22 protein-coding genes are annotated in these 17,833 nt (G+C 45.3%); 10 read left to right on the top strand and 12 right to left on the bottom strand.

The features are described 5' to 3' along the window. The first annotated feature begins 6 nt into the window (after nt 1–6). Both rsgA and ACQ4M5_RS08425 read left to right on the top strand, forming a co-directional pair. The gene (gene rsgA / locus ACQ4M5_RS08430; protein WP_430675136.1) at nt 7–1,101 is read left to right on the top strand and encodes a small ribosomal subunit biogenesis GTPase RsgA; all 1,095 of its coding nucleotides are present in this window, start codon (nt 7–9) and stop codon (nt 1,099–1,101) included. A gap of 54 nt (nt 1,102–1,155) precedes the next feature. Further along, nucleotides 1,156–2,355 (top strand): UvrD-helicase domain-containing protein, encoded by a 1,200-nt coding sequence (locus ACQ4M5_RS08425; RefSeq protein ID WP_430675135.1) that lies wholly within the window; start codon nt 1,156–1,158, stop codon nt 2,353–2,355. Here ACQ4M5_RS08425 and ACQ4M5_RS08420 read toward each other — a convergent pair. The 5 genes from ACQ4M5_RS08420 to ACQ4M5_RS08400 all read right to left on the bottom strand — a co-directional run bounded on the left by ACQ4M5_RS08420 (nt 2,338) and on the right by ACQ4M5_RS08400 (nt 6,511). Beyond that, nucleotides 2,338–3,567 (bottom strand): DUF445 domain-containing protein, encoded by a 1,230-nt coding sequence (locus ACQ4M5_RS08420; protein WP_430675134.1) that lies wholly within the window; start codon nt 3,565–3,567, stop codon nt 2,338–2,340. The genes ACQ4M5_RS08425 and ACQ4M5_RS08420 overlap by 18 nt on opposite strands. A gap of 38 nt (nt 3,568–3,605) precedes the next feature. Next, nucleotides 3,606–4,298 carry a bifunctional demethylmenaquinone methyltransferase/2-methoxy-6-polyprenyl-1,4-benzoquinol methylase UbiE gene (gene ubiE, locus ACQ4M5_RS08415; protein ID WP_430675133.1) on the bottom strand — a complete coding sequence of 231 codons (693 nt, stop codon included), beginning with the start codon at nt 4,296–4,298 and terminating at the stop codon, nt 3,606–3,608. Nucleotides 4,299–4,400: 102 nt separating this feature from the next. Further along, nucleotides 4,401–5,306, bottom strand: a complete 906-nt coding sequence (locus tag ACQ4M5_RS08410) for a response regulator (RefSeq protein WP_430675132.1) — start codon at nt 5,304–5,306, stop codon at nt 4,401–4,403. Nucleotides 5,307–5,393: 87 nt separating this feature from the next. Next, on the bottom strand, nt 5,394–6,173 hold the full coding sequence (locus ACQ4M5_RS08405) for a hypothetical protein (RefSeq protein WP_430675131.1): 780 nt from the start codon (nt 6,171–6,173) through the stop codon (nt 5,394–5,396). A 149-nt stretch (nt 6,174–6,322) separates the two neighbouring features. After that, on the bottom strand, nt 6,323–6,511 hold the full coding sequence (locus ACQ4M5_RS08400) for a hypothetical protein (RefSeq protein WP_430675130.1): 189 nt from the start codon (nt 6,509–6,511) through the stop codon (nt 6,323–6,325). Here ACQ4M5_RS08400 and ACQ4M5_RS08395 point away from each other — a divergent pair. The 4 genes from ACQ4M5_RS08395 to ACQ4M5_RS08380 all read left to right on the top strand — a co-directional run bounded on the left by ACQ4M5_RS08395 (nt 6,502) and on the right by ACQ4M5_RS08380 (nt 9,958). Beyond that, complete coding sequence (locus ACQ4M5_RS08395; protein ID WP_430675129.1) at nt 6,502–7,320, top strand: HpsJ family protein; 819 nt, start codon at nt 6,502–6,504, stop codon at nt 7,318–7,320. The genes ACQ4M5_RS08400 and ACQ4M5_RS08395 overlap by 10 nt on opposite strands. 79 nt (nt 7,321–7,399) lie before the next feature. After that, a complete protein-coding gene (locus ACQ4M5_RS08390; RefSeq protein WP_430675128.1) occupies nt 7,400–8,257 on the top strand; it encodes a glycosyltransferase family 2 protein in 858 nt (285 codons plus the stop codon). 198 nt (nt 8,258–8,455) lie between these two features. Then, entirely contained in the window at nt 8,456–9,145 is a 690-nt protein-coding gene (locus ACQ4M5_RS08385; protein WP_430675127.1) for a DUF502 domain-containing protein, read from the top strand. Between the two features lie 36 nt (nt 9,146–9,181). Then, nucleotides 9,182–9,958 carry an HAD family hydrolase gene (locus ACQ4M5_RS08380; RefSeq protein ID WP_430675126.1) on the top strand — a complete coding sequence of 259 codons (777 nt, stop codon included), beginning with the start codon at nt 9,182–9,184 and terminating at the stop codon, nt 9,956–9,958. Nucleotides 9,959–10,033: 75 nt separating this feature from the next. Here the strand turns inward: ACQ4M5_RS08380 and psaC are convergent, their stop codons facing one another. The 5 genes from psaC to ACQ4M5_RS08355 form a co-directional block, all read right to left on the bottom strand. Continuing rightward, on the bottom strand, nt 10,034–10,279 hold the full coding sequence (psaC, locus tag ACQ4M5_RS08375) for a photosystem I iron-sulfur center protein PsaC (RefSeq protein WP_009458117.1): 246 nt from the start codon (nt 10,277–10,279) through the stop codon (nt 10,034–10,036). A gap of 170 nt (nt 10,280–10,449) precedes the next feature. Further along, nucleotides 10,450–11,349: a heterocyst differentiation master regulator HetR gene (hetR, locus tag ACQ4M5_RS08370; protein ID WP_430675125.1), complete on the bottom strand. Its 900-nt coding sequence runs from the start codon at nt 11,347–11,349 to the stop codon at nt 10,450–10,452. A gap of 337 nt (nt 11,350–11,686) precedes the next feature. Then, the gene (locus ACQ4M5_RS08365; protein WP_430675124.1) at nt 11,687–11,875 is read right to left on the bottom strand and encodes a hypothetical protein; all 189 of its coding nucleotides are present in this window, start codon (nt 11,873–11,875) and stop codon (nt 11,687–11,689) included. Nucleotides 11,876–12,000: 125 nt separating this feature from the next. Next, nucleotides 12,001–13,758, bottom strand: a complete 1,758-nt coding sequence (locus tag ACQ4M5_RS08360) for an FAD-dependent oxidoreductase (RefSeq protein WP_430675123.1) — start codon at nt 13,756–13,758, stop codon at nt 12,001–12,003. Between the two features lie 63 nt (nt 13,759–13,821). Continuing rightward, on the bottom strand, nt 13,822–13,977 hold the full coding sequence (locus tag ACQ4M5_RS08355; protein WP_430675122.1) for a hypothetical protein: 156 nt from the start codon (nt 13,975–13,977) through the stop codon (nt 13,822–13,824). A 439-nt stretch (nt 13,978–14,416) separates the two neighbouring features. Between ACQ4M5_RS08355 and ACQ4M5_RS08350 the strand changes: the two genes are divergently transcribed. Together ACQ4M5_RS08350 and ACQ4M5_RS08345 are read left to right on the top strand one after the other, a co-directional pair. After that, nucleotides 14,417–14,773 (top strand): hypothetical protein, encoded by a 357-nt coding sequence (locus ACQ4M5_RS08350; protein WP_430675121.1) that lies wholly within the window; start codon nt 14,417–14,419, stop codon nt 14,771–14,773. Nucleotides 14,774–14,781: 8 nt separating this feature from the next. Further along, complete coding sequence (locus tag ACQ4M5_RS08345; protein WP_430675120.1) at nt 14,782–15,225, top strand: type II toxin-antitoxin system VapC family toxin; 444 nt, start codon at nt 14,782–14,784, stop codon at nt 15,223–15,225. 85 nt (nt 15,226–15,310) lie between these two features. Here the strand turns inward: ACQ4M5_RS08345 and ACQ4M5_RS08340 are convergent, their stop codons facing one another. Together ACQ4M5_RS08340 and ACQ4M5_RS08335 are read right to left on the bottom strand one after the other, a co-directional pair. Beyond that, nucleotides 15,311–15,955: a hypothetical protein gene (locus tag ACQ4M5_RS08340; RefSeq protein ID WP_430675119.1), complete on the bottom strand. Its 645-nt coding sequence runs from the start codon at nt 15,953–15,955 to the stop codon at nt 15,311–15,313. Between the two features lie 140 nt (nt 15,956–16,095). After that, nucleotides 16,096–16,668, bottom strand: a complete 573-nt coding sequence (locus tag ACQ4M5_RS08335; protein WP_430675118.1) for a Uma2 family endonuclease — start codon at nt 16,666–16,668, stop codon at nt 16,096–16,098. Nucleotides 16,669–16,794: 126 nt separating this feature from the next. Here ACQ4M5_RS08335 and ACQ4M5_RS08330 point away from each other — a divergent pair, with 126 nt between their 5' ends. Both ACQ4M5_RS08330 and ACQ4M5_RS08325 read left to right on the top strand, forming a co-directional pair. After that, a complete protein-coding gene (locus ACQ4M5_RS08330) occupies nt 16,795–17,019 on the top strand; it encodes a type II toxin-antitoxin system HicA family toxin (RefSeq protein ID WP_430675117.1) in 225 nt (74 codons plus the stop codon). Beyond that, nucleotides 17,016–17,234 carry a type II toxin-antitoxin system HicB family antitoxin gene (locus tag ACQ4M5_RS08325; RefSeq protein WP_430675116.1) on the top strand — a complete coding sequence of 73 codons (219 nt, stop codon included), beginning with the start codon at nt 17,016–17,018 and terminating at the stop codon, nt 17,232–17,234. The genes ACQ4M5_RS08330 and ACQ4M5_RS08325 overlap by 4 nt, the downstream gene beginning before the upstream one ends. Nucleotides 17,235–17,833: the final 599 nt, after the last annotated feature.

Below are 17,833 nucleotides of genomic sequence, written 5' to 3'. Positions count from 1 at the left end.
CTTCTCATGAGTTCCGACAAGATTTTGGAAGCAGATCAACCCCGACAAGTTACGGGCACTGTTTTGGCAGTTCAGGCAAATTTTTATCAGGTGAAACTTCAAGATGAGGATTTGCCGAAGTCGATGCTGCTTTGTACTCGGCGGACTCGATTGAAAAAGATTGGGCAGCGGGTTATGGTGGGCGATCGCGTTTTGGTCGAGGAACCGGATTGGAACGGCGATCGAGGTGCAATTTCGCAGGTTTTTTCGAGGCGATCTGAGTTAGATCGTCCACCGATCGCGAATGTGGATCAGATTTTGCTTGTGTTTGCTCTGGCATCTCCCTCGATCGAGCCTTATCAACTCAGTCGGTTTCTGGTCAAAGCTGAATCGACGGGAGTATCTGTTTGTTTAGCTCTAAGTAAGAGTGATTTAGTTTCAATTGATGACCAAGAACATTGGAAGAATCGGTTAGGTGAATGGGGCTATCATCCGATTTTTATTAGTGTGCGTCAGCAATTAGGAATACTTGAATTAAAACAATATTTGAATCAGAAAATTACCGTTGCATCTGGTCCCTCTGGCGTTGGAAAATCGAGCTTAATTAATCAATTGATTCCTAGTATTGATCTGCGAGTGAATACTGTTTCTGGAAAATTAGAAAAAGGGCGACATACAACTCGACACGTTGAATTATTTGAGCTTCCAACAGGCGGATTATTAGCAGATACACCAGGATTTAATCAGCCGGATTTATATTGTCTTCCGCATGAATTAATGCAGTACTTTCCAGAAGTGCGGCGAAAATTAGCTGAGGGAACCTGTCAGTTTAGTGATTGCTTGCATCGGGATGAACCTGGGTGTATTGTGCGCGGAGATTGGGAGCGATACGAGCATTATTTGGATTTTTTGGAAGATGCGATCGCTTATGAAACCCAATTAAATCAGCAATCCGATCCAGATGAAGTCTTGAAGCTTAAAACAAAAGGTAAAGGGACACAATACGAGCCACGATTAGACCTCAAAAGATATCGGCGCGAGTCCCGTAAAAATCAGCAGCAATCTCTTCGGAAACTTGATATCGACAAGCTGATGGAAAACGAGGAAAAAGAAACTGAATAAGTTACAAGCAAGAACTTCTTGGGCACTCTCAGCGGAGTGTTTGAGAGACTTGTAATGCAGTGGATTGATTTCCAGAAGACCGCTCATCAGCGACTAATTTACTCGCAACTGGATGAGACGCAAAGTCAGGCAAAGAACTTCAATTTGAGAGGGCATTCGTTAGTCCGTGGAGTGGCGGGATCGGGTAAATCTTTAGTGCTGCAACAGCGCATTAAGCGGCTCGTAGATGAGAAGTTCGATCGTATTCTCGTTCTCTCCTACAATCGCTTCATGCACGGTTGGATTGAAGCAAATTTAAACCAAAATGATTTGCAAGTTGAATGCAGTACGTTTCATCGTTGGGCATTTCAACGTCTGAAGTATTCTTATGAGTTTGATCAAGAAAAAGAATTAAGACAAAAGCTAATTGAATCTGCACATCAATCTGATTTGAACTATCAAGCGATTTTGATCGATGAAGCTCAAGATTTTTATGATGAGTGGTTTCAGGCGTTATTGAAAGTTCTCGATCGAGAAACGAATTCTCTTTTCTTTGTGTACGACAATACTCAATCTGTTTACGGACAATCGCATCGAAGAAAAAGTGGTTGGAGTTGGGCAAAATTAGGAATTGATGTCGTTGGACGATCGCAGATTTTTGATTTGAATTACCGAAATGCTCCTGAGATTTTAGAACTTGCTTGGAAATTCATTCAGCCGAGTTTAGAACAAGCAGAAATCAAAGTTGAAAAACGTGAAAACAGTCCATCGATCGACAAATTAATCGAACCCAAAAAGAAAGCTTCTCGTAGTTCTGGTGTTCCTCCAATTTTGGTGCAAGTGGATTCTGATCAAATGGCGATCGAGATTGCCAATCAAGTCAAAGCTGCGCTAGAAAGCCACTCGGATTCTTCAATTGGTATTCTGCTTCATCCAAAGAATCCGAATCAGTTAAAAATTCAAATCAGCAAAGAACTTTTCCGATTGGGAATTTCGCATCATGCACCGATGAGGTCGCAAGAACGAGATCGAAGAATTGTCGATCGATCAAGTGTACTCGTCGATTCGTGGAACGCTGTCAAAGGGATCGAATTCGATGCCGTGATTATTGTTGGAGTTGAAACCTCTGATGAATTTGAGGAAAAAGCAGGGCTATATACTGCAATGACTCGTGCAAAAGATCATCTCGTTCTCGTCTATGAAGAAAGAAGCGAAAGCGTAGAATTCATCGAAGACATTTTGACGGCTTCCGATCGCTTAACGAATCAAGAGTGAAGCAGATTGAAGCGCACCGATAAAGAAGCCTAAAATTCCGCCAAGATTTACGATCGCTTGTAATTCACTCCGAACAATTCCATTAATTGCTGCTTCTAAATCGGCTGGAGAAGTCGCTTTTACTCGATCGATAATCACCTGATCAATATTCAGAATTGGAATGGCTTGAGCGACAATATTTTCTAAATCCTTCTCTAAATATCGTTCTAAAATCAGCGCTAATTCTTCGCTTACAAGTTCTAGAGAAGAGTTAACAGCCTCGGAATTTTGTAAGCGATTTAGCACGATCGAAGCCACATTTTCCCAATCTACAGAAGCGCTCAATCCTTGTAAAACTTCTGAACCTCGATCTTGAAGATAATGACGGACACTATCTCGCATTGTTTTGCGAAGCTGTCTCACCGTAGAAACAGGAAGATTCTGCAATGAAACATTTTGTAGCCATTCCTTAAATCGCTGTTTCACGCCAAGCGAAAATAGCAGTTCTGAGAGAACAGAATTACTCGCTTCTTTTTCATCTAAACAAAACGTTCTTAACCGAGTTAAAGTATTGCGAACTCCAAATAGATTGGCGACAACCCAATAAGTTCCGCTGGTTTTTTCTCGAAATCCCTCATCGATCACTTGAATATTACGATCGGTTAGAAAATCCACCAGTGTTTGACGTAAAACATCTGGAGGAATCACAATTTGAATCAGCCAGTCTGACAGCTTTTCTGCCTGGTCTTCAGTAAGCTGAAACTCTAAAATAACCTGATCAAAAATATGATTTAACTGATCTTCGAGGAATTCCTCTTGACGCGCTAAAACCTTTAGTAATCTTGGTAAAGATTGCCCAAACAAATCCTTTAGAATATTGCCTAAAATCTTAGCGGTCTTTTGCTCTTTGCTTTCCTGAATTTGCTCGATCGATAAGCGCAACAACCAAAGAATTGCCGATTGAACTCGCTCCGTTTGTAACAATCGCCGCGCTAAATTCTGTAACTCTTCAGGAGTTAATAAAGACCCCATAATCGTGTCAGAAATTCGCTTCGCGAGTCGCTCTTGATTCCGAGGAATCAAACCAGGTGTAAACGGAATGCGCCGCCGCCCAAAGTATCGCGCTCGATACGGACGGAACAGCATTTTAATCGCAATATCGTTGGTGAAGTAGCCAATGACTCCGCCAACCACAGGAGGACCAACAAAAAGCCAGAGCGTCGAGAGATCCACAGGGGTTAAGACAATGAAGGGTGAAAAGGGCGATCGCGTTATTTTGTAACGACCAATACTCCCATCGTACCGCCCGCGATCGGGTAATGGGTGGCAGTCACAAAACCTGCTTGAGCCGCAAGTTGAATCTGCTCTCTGCCTGTGGGAAATTTGTCGAGACTGGGCGCGATGTAGGCATATTCCTCGGTGAAGCCAAACCGTTGAGCGGCTGGAACCACGACCTCATCCAGATACCACTGCTGAAAAGAGCGAACCAATTCACTCTCTGGACGGTGCATATCTAGAATTGCGGCTTTTGATTTGGGTTTGAGAACGCGGTGAATTTCTTTTAGACTGCCAAGAATATCGACCACATTTCGTAAGCCATATCCCATTGTGGCGCAATCAAAGTAATGATCTGAAAAGGGCAACTCTAAAACATCAGATTTGATCCAATGAATCGGAGGTTTGATGCAGCGGCGTTCACTCCGATCTTTTGCCACTTCTAACTGAGCCGCAGAAAAATCTACCCCGTAGACTTCTCCGGTTCTGCCCACTTTTTCTACCAGCATTTGGGCAATATCGCCACTGCCGCAACATAAATCGAGGGAAATATCACCCGGTTTTGCGCCGCTCCACTTGACGGTCATTTGCTTCCAAATGCGGTGCTGTCCGAAGCTCAGACCGTTATTGAGTTCATCGTAGACCGGGGCAATCCGATCGAATAATGCTTGAATATGATCAGAATTCATTTATGATGAGCGCTTCTCTAAAACTGTTCTCTCTAAAATTCTAAGTTTCAGGAGGTTCACTTGGGACGGGCAATTTTAGAGAAGGCTTTCATCTATTGGAAATTAAACCGCGATCGAGCGTGTGCAAGTTAACGCCAGTGCTACTTGTTGAGCCGAGAGATGAAGTAATAAAAGCTCGTCTTCTCTCAGGCTTTGAGGCTGTTTCCATTGCAAGGAAAGAACCGCGAGAACTGCTCCCCGCAGCGTCACTGGGACGATCAGATGTGCACCAAATTCCGGGTTGTCAGATTCGGTTACGATTTGCATCTTCTGAGACTCGATCGCTGCTTTCACACTCTCAGATTTAGCTAAATCCAAATCGCTGCTGGTTCCATGACTGCCGAATGCGGTAAATGAGCCGTTTTCGACGAGTTGAATGACAGAGCGATCGGCAAAAAAGCTCTGAGCAAAGGCAACCGCGATCGGATCTAAAGTGCTTTCGAGCGTGGTCGCATTTTGGGCGACGGCAACGATCGTCGAAAGTAAAGCAGTTTGAGATTGCGATCGACGGAGTTCCTCGGTGCGCTGCTTCAGGAGTTCATAAGTTTCGGCTGCCCGTTGCACGACTGCTTTGAGTTCGTTCGGGTCCCAAGGCTTTGTAATGTACTTATAAACCTGTCCAGAGTTAATCGCTTCGACTAAATCTTCGACATCGGTAAAACCCGTCAAAATAATCCGCATCGTGTCGGGAAACTGGGGAACGGTGCGGCTGAGGAATTCTGTTCCTTTCATTTCAGGCATTCGCTGGTCAGAGATGATGACTGCAACTTCGCCTTCTTCCGCGAGCAATTGAAGTGCATGAACTCCGCTTTCTGCTTTTAGAACATGAAAATCGCGGCGAAATGTCCGATACAGCAGATCGAGATTGTCAGGTTCATCATCGACCACGAGCATTTTCGTTTTCTTGGGTCGATCGAGGGTCATAAATTGTCGGCTGATAGGTTCTAGCTCTGGAATTGAATATTCCATACGATCGTCACTCCTTCGCAGCTTGGGAAACAGGGGTATTTAGTACCCCTAGTCTTGCCACTTTGCTGTGATTTGTAACAGACGGGGCTATCCCGAAATTCTCAAAAGGAATCCGCCATTGGTCGTCACGATTAAATCTTTGCCCAGAGGTGCGATGCCTGAAGGAATCTGATACTTCGCCTTGGCTAAATCTGCGATCGTATTCACTTTCCCGTTTTCATCCACTTGCACGACTAGCCCAGAATTTGTCGTTGCCGTTAAGCGATCGCGCCAAATTGCAACATCAAACGGAATGCCGAATCCTTGAGCTTTGAGATCCACGATCGCAGTCGCTTCTCCTTTTTCGACTCGTACCAGTTGCCCATACGACTGAGCAACCACGATCGATTGATTCTGAACCACTAACCCAAATGGATTTCCAAATTTAGTTAAATTCGCGATCGGGCTAATTTTCCCATCCCGACTCACGCGAATCAATTCGCTCGTTGAATCCACCACATCATTTGAGAGCGTCACAATGTAGTCTCCTTGGTCGATCGTGACACCAAAGGGCGCTCCGTAGAATCCGCTGCGTTGCGTTAAATCTGCGATCGTTTCAACTTTGCCATCCGGCTTCACTCTCAATAAATAATGTCGCGGTAAATAGCCAGAAACTGTCACGATTAGGTCTTGTTCTTGCTCCACAATTCCGAACGGGACACCGAATTCAGATTCGACTAAATTGACGATCGACGTATTTTTTCCATCTGGCGTAAACTTCAACAATTGTCCATCAAGTAGCGGCACAATTACGTTATCTTTACTGACCGCGACACTTTGGAGTGTATAGATATTTAGCTTGGAAGCAAGAACTGAAACTTGAATCATTGTGGAGTGGGGAACTAAATCAATTAACCGACAACATAAAGCCAAGTCCCCTAATGTTTCAAGTAAAAAAACCTTGTAATTTATAAGCGCGGCAATGTTACCCTCTACTTGCGGCGCGGTTCAAATCCAATTTTCATTCATCCTGTAAATTACTCAAATTTTCTTCGGTGTTCCTGCGCTTGAATCGTGTGATAAGCCATGTAAAATGACTGAGTTTCTAAAACTACTTTACGTTGAACCGTAGAAAATTGTGCGAATGCTTTAATTGCCCGATTAGATTTGAGCCATTTGCGATACCGTAGACCACCGTTAGAACTATGAACGTCCGATGAAAGCAACGAATTCTCTTCCTACCGCCCCCTTCGTCCTTCGACTCGTTGGCACGATTTTGATTCTGTCAGCGCTGATAGACTACACTTCGGTTTTGATTCCACCCAATTTTTCGGACAAAGCTTGGTTCGCGAATGCAGTGACGCAAATTGTCGATCGCGGCATTATTCCAATGGTCGGACTCGGCTTTTTGTTAGCTGGCTCGTTTCTCGAAAATGGATCGATCGCGGTCGGCGATCGCGGTAAGCCGTTCGGAACGTTTCGCTTTTGGGCACTGCTCTTATCGCTACTCCTTGGATTGATTTATCTTGTGGCTTTCCCGCTGCATTTGAATAATACGCGCCAATTGTCTGATCAAGCGTTGGAGCGGATTGATCAACAAGCAAGAACGACGGAAAGCCGATTGAATAACGAAGTGCAGCAACGTGAAGCGCAAATCTCCGCTGCGCTGCGTGATCCAAATCAAGCGAAGCAGTTAGATGATCAGTTGAAACAGATTGATGCTGCGATCGCGAGCGGTCAATTAAAAGGCGACCAGCTTGAACAGGCAAGACGCGCTCAGAAAGAACTGCAAGCATTGAAGGCAAATCCGAATTCGGTTGCCGATCGTGCAAAAGAGTTTCGTAATGCAGAGTTAACAAAGATTCGTGAAGAACGCACGAGAGCAGAAGGACAAGCCCGTAACGAATTTTGGAAGACCGGAGTGCGGGTGGGTATCAGTAGCCTCTTGCTCTCACTGGGTTATTTCATTATTGGTTGGCTAGGTCTGAAAGAAATGGGTGTTCTGAGCAGCAAGCGCAAACCTGTGATGCGTTAAATTAGCCAAACATCTGAAAGATGAAGTGGGCAAACGGGGAGAAATAGAAAGTGATCCCTTTCGCCCACTTTGTTTTTTTATGTTTTCTATCTTCATCTTGACGCACAACGAAGAAACCGAGATTGCGGCTTGTATTGAATCGGCGTTGTTGTCGGATGATGTGATTGTGGTGGATTCTTTTAGCGACGATCGCACAATGTCGATCGCGGAGTCGTATTCAGTTAGAACCGTTCAACACAAATTCGAGAGCCACGGAAAACAACGGACTTGGATGCTGCGATCGATTTCCGTGAAGTACGATTGGGTGTATATTCTCGAAGCGGATGAGCGGATGACTCCGGAGCTTTTCCAAGAATGTTTGGATACGATTAAAACTGCTGAACACGTTGGATATTATGTAGCTGAACGTGTGATGTTTATGGGCAAATGGATTCGCCGCAGTACTCAATATCCGCGCTATCAATTACGCCTGTTTCAGCGGGAGAAAGTTTGGTTCACCGATTACGGGCACACAGAACGGGAAGTGGTCGAAGGAACAACCGGATTTTTGAAAGAAACTTATCCACATTACACATCGGGCAAAGGCTTTAGTCGCTGGATTGATAAGCACAATCGATATTCGACGAATGAAGCGATCGAGACGTTGCGCCAACTCGAAACCGGATCTCTAAATTGGCAAGCGCTGTTTTTTGGTCGATCGGAAGTCGAACGGCGACGCGCTCTAAAAGATATTTCTCTTCGCTTACCGTTTCGCCCATTGATTCGATTTTTTTATATGTATTTTCTGTTGGGTGGGATTCTTGATGGTTATCCCGGTTTCACCTGGTGTACGTTGCAGGCATTTTACGAGTACTTGATTCTGCTGAAGGTTTGGGAACTCAAAAATCTGCCTGTTGAAGTACCCGAACCCGTTGAATCCTTGCAAAATGTAAAATAATATACTAATCATGTGCGGATATAGTCGATCGGGGATCAATGGTTAAATTTAAGGAGATTGACAGCTTAGAAATCCAATTAAACTTGCAACATTTCTTTACAAGCTTTAAAAATAGGAATGTAGCTTGTGAGATCAGATGAAATGCTCGATTTTGATTCTCACAAACGACACTGATGGCATCAGATGAAGGAGAGTAGAGTGTCTGTAATCCATCGTCTCAAACAAGATCTAAAGAATGATCTGATCGCAGGTTTACTTGTCGTCATTCCTTTGGCGACGACGATCTGGCTGACTTATACGATCGCGAATTGGGTGATCAACTTTCTCACTCGCGTTCCGAAACAGGTGAATCCGTTCGACGGCTTGAATCCGCTATTGGTAAACCTGCTCAATTTCCTGGTTGGTTTGGCAGTTCCGCTGTTTAGTATCCTTTTCATCGGACTGATGGCGCGAAATATTGCGGGACGCTGGCTACTGGATGTCGGTGAGCAAGTTTTACAGGCGATTCCCTTAGCGGGTGCGATTTACAAAACGCTGAAGCAGCTTCTAGAAACGGTTCTGCGCGATTCGAGTGGCAAGTTCCGTCGAGTCGTTTTGGTTGAATATCCGCGTAAAGGAGTTTGGTCACTTGGATTTGTCACAGGTGCGATCGGGGCGGAAGTGCAATCGAATTTTAGTCACGATATGCTGAGTGTCTTTATTCCCACGACTCCAAATCCGACGACGGGGTGGTATGCGGTTGTGCCTGAAGCGGATGTGATTAATTTGTCGATGCCGATCGAGGATGCGTTCAAGGTGATTATTTCGGGTGGAATTGTCAGTCCGGATGCCATGAATGTGATTGCCACGAGCAGTACAAAGCCGCCGTTAGCGATCGCAGACGAATAATACGCTACTTTGGGGAAGTTGCGATTCTCAAAGAAAATGTCTGTGACTCCTCGCGTTCTGGCGCTCGATTTTGATGGTGTGATTTGTGATGGGCTGAAGGAATACTTTCAGACTGCTTGGAAGGCTTACGCGCAAATTTGGCAGGCTGAAGAGACTCCTGATCAACGGTTTGCGCCTGCGTTTTACCGATTGCGTCCGGTGGTAGAAACGGGTTGGGAAATGCCTGTTTTGATTCGAGCGTTAGTAGAAGGCGTTGAGGAAGAAAAGATTTTTCGGGATTGGATCGCGATCGCGACTCAGATCGTTTCGGAAGACAATTTGAAGCCGTTGGAAATTAGTGCGATCGTAGACACGATTCGAGATCGCGAGATTGCGACAGATCTAGAAAGCTGGTTGGCAGAACACGAATTTTATCCAGGAGTTCTCGATCGACTGCGATCAATTCTCACCAGTTCAACCGACTTCTTTATCATCAGCACCAAAGAAGGTCGATTTATTAAACAACTGCTGCAAAAACAAGGAATTGACCTAAGAGACGAACAGGTTTACGGCAAAGAATCGAAACGCCCGAAGCCGCAGATTTTAAGCGAATTGAAACAGACTTATGGTGAAGCGGCTTCGATCTGGTTTGTCGAAGACCGTATGAAAACGTTAGAGGCTGTAGAGAAACAAGAAACGTTGGCGAACGTGGAACTATTCTTAGCGGATTGGGGATACAACACGGAATCGGAGCGGCACGAGGGGGAAAAGAGCGATCGCATTCACTTACTTTCCCTCGCCCAATTCGCTCACGATTTCTCAGGCTGGATTTAGACAAAAAAAGAGGGCAAACTGCCCCCATACTTTGAACCCACATAAATGAAAAATGATTGCTGTATGAAGTTTTGCTTAGTAAGCCAGACCCATACTGCGAGTTGTTTCAGCACCCAGGTAAACCCGAATGCTGAGGAAGTCGGTCGGACAAGCAGTTTCACACCGTTTGCAACCAACACAGTCCTCAGTGCGAGGCGAAGATGCGATTTGACCTGCTCGACAGCCATCCCAGGGAACCATCTCTAGAACGTCTGTTGGGCAAGCCCGAACACATTGCGTACACCCGATACAGGTGTCATAGATTTTGACCGTATGCGACATATTATGGAAGGCTCCAGATTAGTGCTTATGATTTGGCATCATCTGTTTAGTCCTGAAAAGTCCACGATCGTAAAACCGTCTGTTCTCAGAATCATTGCCTAGTTTACTCCGCAAGGTTGTTACACTCTTTCAGACAGTTGCAAAAGTTTAAATTGCGTAATGTGAAGGCGTTACAACTCGGCAGAACCAAAGACCATTTGCACAACAAAGGGCTTTCCACCATCTTTGTGATAGCGGTCTGCCCAGTTCCGAAGAATTTCATCAAGTTCTGCGATCGCGCTATCAATGCGATCGCTCGGAATATCCAATTCTTCCAAAACTCGCATCACTTGGTTCTGTCGATTCGCCCAATCCTGCATGATGCGGAAAAATCGCGCCGTGTCCTCGATCATGACATAGGCGCGTTCTTCTTGGTCATCGGGAGAATAGGAAGCGCGAGTCAGCGCATAGAAGGGCATTCCCCAAGGCGATTCGATGCGGGTGACGGTTCCAGAATAAATCAGACGACGTTTAATATGTTCTGCTAAAGCCTCACTCAGCGGCATTCGTTGATCTTTGGGGAGATCCTCTTGCGATCGTCCATGCAGAAACTCGATCAACTCCAGAAATTGAAAGGCGTTGATTAACTGCGCGTCGGGGAGATTGGGCGGAAGTTTTTGTTCGATTTGGCGCTTTTCATCAGAAGTTAGATTGGTTCCCGGAATTCTTGAGCGACCAGGCTGCCACGGATAGTGTTCCATCCAGAGGTAAGGCAACTGAATCAAGTACCGAGGCTCTTGCGACCCTAACATTTTAAGTAACTTGCCTTCGGTGAGTGCTTGCCGAACTTCCTCAACGATCGCTTTGACTCGTTTCGGTTCGATGTGGTGCAGATGCCCCGTCATGCGGAGATTTCCATCTTGCTCCAGATAGGTCATGTAAATGGCACATTTGGCGGCAGTCGCGGCAGCATCTAAGAACGCGCCGTGGCGATGTCCCCCAGTCCGCATCGCGCTAAAAGCCAGATACAACATAATCTGATCCATCGCGCTTGGACTGAGCAATTTGATCAGATCGAGGTCGTTTGTCATATCAGGAAGCGCCACCACTGAAACAAAGAACACGAAAACAGTCGAAACGGCAACAGAGTTTAGTCTACAGCGAGAATCGGAGGACAACCGTGAGATTCGCCATCTGTAGGTCAAAACTTCATCGTTGGGAAGTCATCGCCAACTTTACCTCTAATCAATAGATAAAGTTAGCTGTTTTGAACGTGCCCAACTTTAGCCGAGATTCAACAGTCGAATTTTATAGCCTTTGTTTAGAGAATGGAAAGCGATTCGAGGATTGGGGGCAAAATTGAGAAACGGAGGTCAACCTTCTAGAACAGTGACCTCCGTTAAGAGAAGCTCGTGTTTAGAACAGAAGTTACATAGGAACGGTCATGAACTCCCATTGGGTTTCGATGCGTCCGCTTCCCCGGTGGGCGAGAACTTGCGGAACTGATTCAGAAGCGTTTAACTGAGCGGCGGGGGAGAAACGCTCGGTGGCGTAGGAACCGATAGCAACTGCTCCGATGAGCCAGCTAAAGAGTGCAACCAAAGTTTGAGCGCGCATAATAGTACGTCCTCAGTGTGATATACCCCTTTACACGCTTTGGGGCATCGAATCAGGACGAAATCAATGGATTAACTCAAATTCGGTAGTCGTACCTACTTGACAAATATTTGATGTTAGTGTTCTTATTCCGCACTCAGCGCTTCTACTAAAATCCAATTTCCCGCTCGATTATATTTACCTAGACCATTCAGTAGTTGCCCGGACGGGATTTTCTGTAGTTGGGCATCGATCGCGGCTTCTACGGTGACGATCGACCAAATTTGCTGAGAATTGTCGATCGATCTCAAGGTATACTCTTGTACTGCTTTTCGTTCAAAGATTCCGCTGAAGGGTTGAGCGGTCTTGCTCGGTGGCTGAATCCAAGGTTTGGCGGGGCATTCACCGCTGTTGGGATAGCTTTCTGAATGATCAATATAGTAGCGTTGCCAGTACTGCCATTCGGGGTGTGAAGGTGACAAATTGTACAGAGGGAAAATTGCGGCGGGTGCGACTGGATCTGTAACGAGGGCAAGTTGGAGCGATCGCACATCAAGATCTCGCGGCTGACAGTTTTGTTCGATGCAAAGAGCGGCTGCCATTCCTGCGGCTTGTCCAATTCCTAAGACGACGGGCTGTAGACGGGTTGCGCCATTTGCCATGTGTGTGACGGAGATGTTTTTTTCACAGACTAGGAAATTGTCGATCGACCTTGGCACTAGAGCCGAATAAGGAATTGTGAACGGTGTGCCTGTCCAGCGTCCACCCCAGCGAATCGATTTGGGTTTGAGGGGAATATCGCCGCTTGGATAATGATGATCGTTCGCGTAATTGCCGATCGCGATCGATTGACAGAAATTTTCGGCGTATTCGCACCCGATCGCTTCGACTCGAAACGGCAACGGGGCGACTCGTCCTTTTGGCAGCAAGTCTTGTTCGCGAACTGTGGTGATTCCGATGAGGCGGCGGCTTTCTCGATAGTACGGATGAAGTGCGATCGCGCCTGTCGGGAAGGTGTCTTCTGCAAGTCCGTAGCGGGTTCCAAGTTGGGATTGGATGAAGTGGGCGAAGGCGAGAGAATGATCTTTGGCTTCTTGATGGAATTGGGCGCGGGTTTCTGGGTTGAGTAAGCGTTCCATGCCTTCGCCGTAATCGTTGCCGGAGATGGGCCAATTGATCATGAAGCGATCGCCCGGTAAGCGTCCGTAATTGAGAAAGGTTTCGGCTCCGTATTTTGTCCAAGCTTGCTCGAATTTGGACGGATCGTAATGGGCGGGTTTGGGAATTTCGGGCGCGATCGCATCTCCAAAATCGCGCATCACGACAACCCAAGTGGGCGCTTGAACGGGATAAGTTTGGGTGAGTTCGTTGTGTTCGATCGGGGCACTCGGTTCATTGAATTCGGATTGAAGTTCCCAGCCCCAGCGATACGGAATGTTTCCGAGTTCGAGTAAGTCTCCGAGTTCGGTGGCATCGATCGTGATTTTTGCCTCGACTTTGACGGATTGGAATTCGACGGAGAGAATGCGATCTCCATCCTTCAATACGTTCTCCGGAGTTTCGCCTTGAATCCATTCTAAATTTGGCAAAGCTTTCACCCAGTCAGCAAAGATTTCGGCTCCAATTCGCGCTTGGTATGTGAAAAAACTTACCCAAGCGTGATCCAATCCGTCGGGCTGTCGCTGCTCTAATTCTCGCAAAAACGCGCCCCAGATTCCCGTTTGAAAGGCTGCGAGTTCGTTCCCATCGGGAGCGGTGACACCTGCACTGGTGAGCATTCCGCCTAACCAGGGAAATTCGCTGACTAAAATCGTTTTGGCTCCCCGCCTTGCGGCTTGGATTGCTGCGGCTGTTCCTCCGGTTCCGCCTCCCACAACCAGTACATCTGCAATCAGTTTCCGCATCGATCGTTCTCAGCTAAAAATCTTCTCGATCATCTCGGTAAACGGAGTTTTGAGCAATGTTTTCTAGAAATATTTAGCTGTCAGAAAGCCAGCAATCAAACCAATTGCTAGAACGCAAGTAAATACTGGTGTTACTTCAATATCTTCATCGACTACGATCGCACCTTGAAAATAAAACATCTTCTCAGACATCGTTGGCAATCGGCTTAATAACAGCATTAGGTATGGAATGGAGATCATCGCAAAAATATCTAAGAGCGATAGATTCTTTAAGTATGAATCGACTAGAAATATGAAGAGAAAAGAGATTCCTATTTCTGATATGAGAGGTAAAGCAGTGAAACACAAAAGGAAGAAATGTTGAAAGAAATCTAGAGAAAATAAATTTTCTCCAACAAAACTAGAAATACCTTTAAGATAGTCGATGTGATGGAAATACATAGTGACATAGATTCGACTAAAGCACCAATGTGTGAGGATGATTAATACTATTAGTAATATTCCAAATAAGTATGCGGTCAGGATAGAGAGGAGCATTGTTCTTAATTCAAGCACTATCAAATATCTTAAGCGAGAGCAGAAGCGTTCCCAATTAGTGAACACAATTTTGGAAAACATTCTGCTAAGATTCGAGACAAGCGCTCAGGGAAATGGATTGATGACCTACAGAGACATTCTGCTGCAAGAGATTGAAACCGCCTCCGATGAAGTTCTTGCAGAAGCGATCGACTTCATTCGATTCCTGAAAACAAAGTCAGTAAATCACTCACAACAAATGGATCAAGAATCATCAGATTTAGTAGAGACTGTCAACTCAGAGCAGATTGATGATCCAAAAGCGAGATTTAGCAAGTTTCTGGCTGACGTGAAACAACTTCCCCTCCGACGTGCTGAACCCTTGCGGCAAGAGACAAAGGGTAAAGATCTTTCCAAATTCGTCGGGACATGGCAGGGGGATGATCTTGAAGACTGTCTTCGCTTTGTGCAAGAGACTCGCTCTCAGTCAGAGTTCTAGCATCGATCATGTACTTACTGGATACCAATCACTGTAGTTACATCATCGATAATTATCCTCAAGTGAGCGCAGAGTTTCGATCGCGTTCAGGAGCCAGCTTTGCAATTAGTATCATCACTCAAGGTGAACTTCTCTACATGGTTGAGAAATCTGCACAAAAAGCCGGCAATCTCAAGACCGTTCAATCCTTCCTCGATACGATCGGACTCCATTTACTCGACGAAGAAACAGCCATCATTTATAGTCAATTAAAAATCGCAATTTTCAACCAATTTGCACCTAAAGATCAAGCCAAGCGGCGCAAAGCGAGTATTCAAACCCTTGGCTTCTATGACAATGATCTTTGGATTGCTGCTACCGCATTACAACACAATCTTACGCTTGTTTCGGCTGATGGCGACTTCACTCGGATGCAGCAGGTTTGTCCGCTAATCCTCGAATCTTGGAAGTGAAAAAGCAGCGATCGTAAATTCTAAAATCTCCTCGATATGGAATGTTTTAAGGATCTCAATCACTTGCCGTAAAACTGGCTGCATTTCAACAGCTTCCAACAAAAACTATGCTTTGTGACTGTGCTGCATTGAGATAAAAACTTTTCCAGTACCAAAAATCATACGCGAGAAAGTCTTCATCCGTTGTCCTACTCCAATCAGGACAAACACCTTCTTTCCATCTTTCAGAAACGTTGAATAAAACTGCGGGTTTAATATTGCGAAGCAGTTCTGCACCCGCTTGAACAATTGGCAGCGAAATCAGTTCAAATTCTGAATAATTGCTGTGATAAAAGTTGTGAGGATCAAAGCACTCGCCACTAAATATATTATCTATCAGTTCAAGCTTGTCGCTTTGTGATTCATTGAATACTGCAAGAAGGCGATCGTGAATAGGACCTACAGTTTTTTCAAATGAGGCAGACCTGATTGCTGTTTTTTCCACTTCTGCTTTAAATTCATTGGTCAAGCGTTCTGTCTGCTCTTGAGTTTGAAAAAGGTCTGGGTAGTTTTCGATGAACTCTTCAAGGGTATTCTCGCTGTCTTCTGGACAATCCTCATATATAAACTCGCTCTCGAAGTCGCTGAAGAAAGAGCATTCTGCGAAGATATAAAATGCTTCATCTGCCAACAAGTGTTCGTAAAAACGACTTTGAGTAGGAACCGAGACGTATCTTGTGTTACCACCCATAGGTCAATATTAAATCAGTACAAAAATACTTTACCTGATTCTGCGTCTATTTTCCTGTAACATCCGTTGCTATTGATGATAGAGTCTCGATCGACATTCTCTTTTAGCTTCAGGATATGATCGCACTAATTTCAGGGGTTCTAGCCTTCAAGATTCTCGTAAAGATCTCCTAATGCAAATTCAACTGGAACTGTCGTCAGCGAAACCCGCCCCTCGTCACCGTTGTACTCAGTAAATAACCATTGATTTGCGCTTTGTTTCACGTACTGTTCTAGATGCCGTTGCTCCTGATCGATCAAGAGATATTCCTGAAACGTTGCGATCGTGCGATATGCCGCGAATTTATCACCGCGATCGTATGCTTCTGTTGAATCTGATAGTACCTCTGCAATTAGAATCGGATTTGCGATCACATCCTTTCGTCCTGGTTGTAGCTCTACAGGTCGCCGTACAATCATCGAATCGGGATAAGTATAAGTATTACGATCGGGAATCCAAAGTCTTTGATCTGCAATAAAAATACTGTAAGGTTGTCCCCTCAAACTGACCCGGAGTAGAGAATTGAAAATGCTGTTAATTTCATTGTGAGCAGGGGTTCCACCGGGCATCGGAATGATTTCTCCATCGCGATATTCATTGCGGCTTTCAGCCTTGATATCTAAATCAAGGTACTCTTGCGGCGTATAGGTTTTTGTGGGGAATGCGATCGTCATCCTTCATGCCTCCAGACTGAGACGTTCAACTTAAATATAAATATAGGAGTTTTTTGGTTTAGCCATTAGTGATAGAGTCTCGATCGACCATTTCACCGATTCATTAAACGATCGAGCAACGCTGAAATGCCCAAGAAAATTCGCGAACTAAAGAAGCTGATTCAAGACGCAGGCTATATTTATCAGCCGAAGCGCGGCAAGGGAAGTCACACCTTCTGGACGCATCCACAATTACCTGATGATCCTTTAGTGATTCCAGGAAAAGATGGAGACGATGCGCCAAAATATTTAGAAAAGGAAGTGGCAAAAGCTTTGAAACGACTGGAATCGTTAGAGGACTCGGAAGAATGAAATCTCAATACAGCATGATGATTCAGTGGTCAGAGGAAGACAATCTCTATCTGGTACATTTGCCTGAGTTTCCCTCTCAGCATTTTGTGACGCATGGCGAAACTTATGAAGAGGCAGCGAGACGTGGACAAGAAGTGATTGAAATGTTGATTGAAGATTACCAAGAAAGCGGAAAACCTCTACCTGAACCTCAGCGCGTTGTGAGTGCTGCATGAATTGGTGATAGAGTCTCGATCGCACTTCTCTTTCAATTCCAAGGCGCGATCGTCGAAATCAGTTGATTAGTATTCTTTCGATAGATTAGAAAATCTTGATCGATCGTGAAAACAGAACTATTGGGATAAAGTTCTGTCATTCGTACTAAGAGGGTGTTTGAGAAGTGATCGTTGATCGCATTCACCCGCCCGGAAATGAATCTCCGGGCTAATCGGGGAAGCCCACTAAACTGGGCTAAGAACTCCGGATTACGCTCCCAGCCCGCTTCAGCGGGGTTTCTTCCATTAGCCCGGAGATTCATTTCCGGGCGGACTGGCAACGCAGCAAAGCCGCTTTTTATCCTTCTCAAACACCCTCTAAGCAAGCGTCTGCGAACGCCATCGGTACTGAGTTGTAGCGAATAATCAAGTCTGTAACGCTTTGAACTTCAGGATCAAGCTGAAAGACAACTTGAATATGCTTTCTGTCTAGTAACCCAAGTTGCGGGTTAGGCAAGCCAGAGAAACTTTGTATCGATGAGCGCAAAGAAACCAGCGCAGCGATTGCTGCGCGTCTGGTGTAGAGCATTGCGCTTTACGTGCGAGCATTGCGCTTTACG

This window comes from Leptolyngbya sp. AN10 (assembly GCF_050565645.1).
Taxonomy (GTDB): domain Bacteria; phylum Cyanobacteriota; class Cyanobacteriia; order Leptolyngbyales; family Leptolyngbyaceae; genus Leptolyngbya.
Note: the sequence above shows the minus strand (reverse complement) of the source record. Positions and strands in the feature narration are given on the sequence as shown.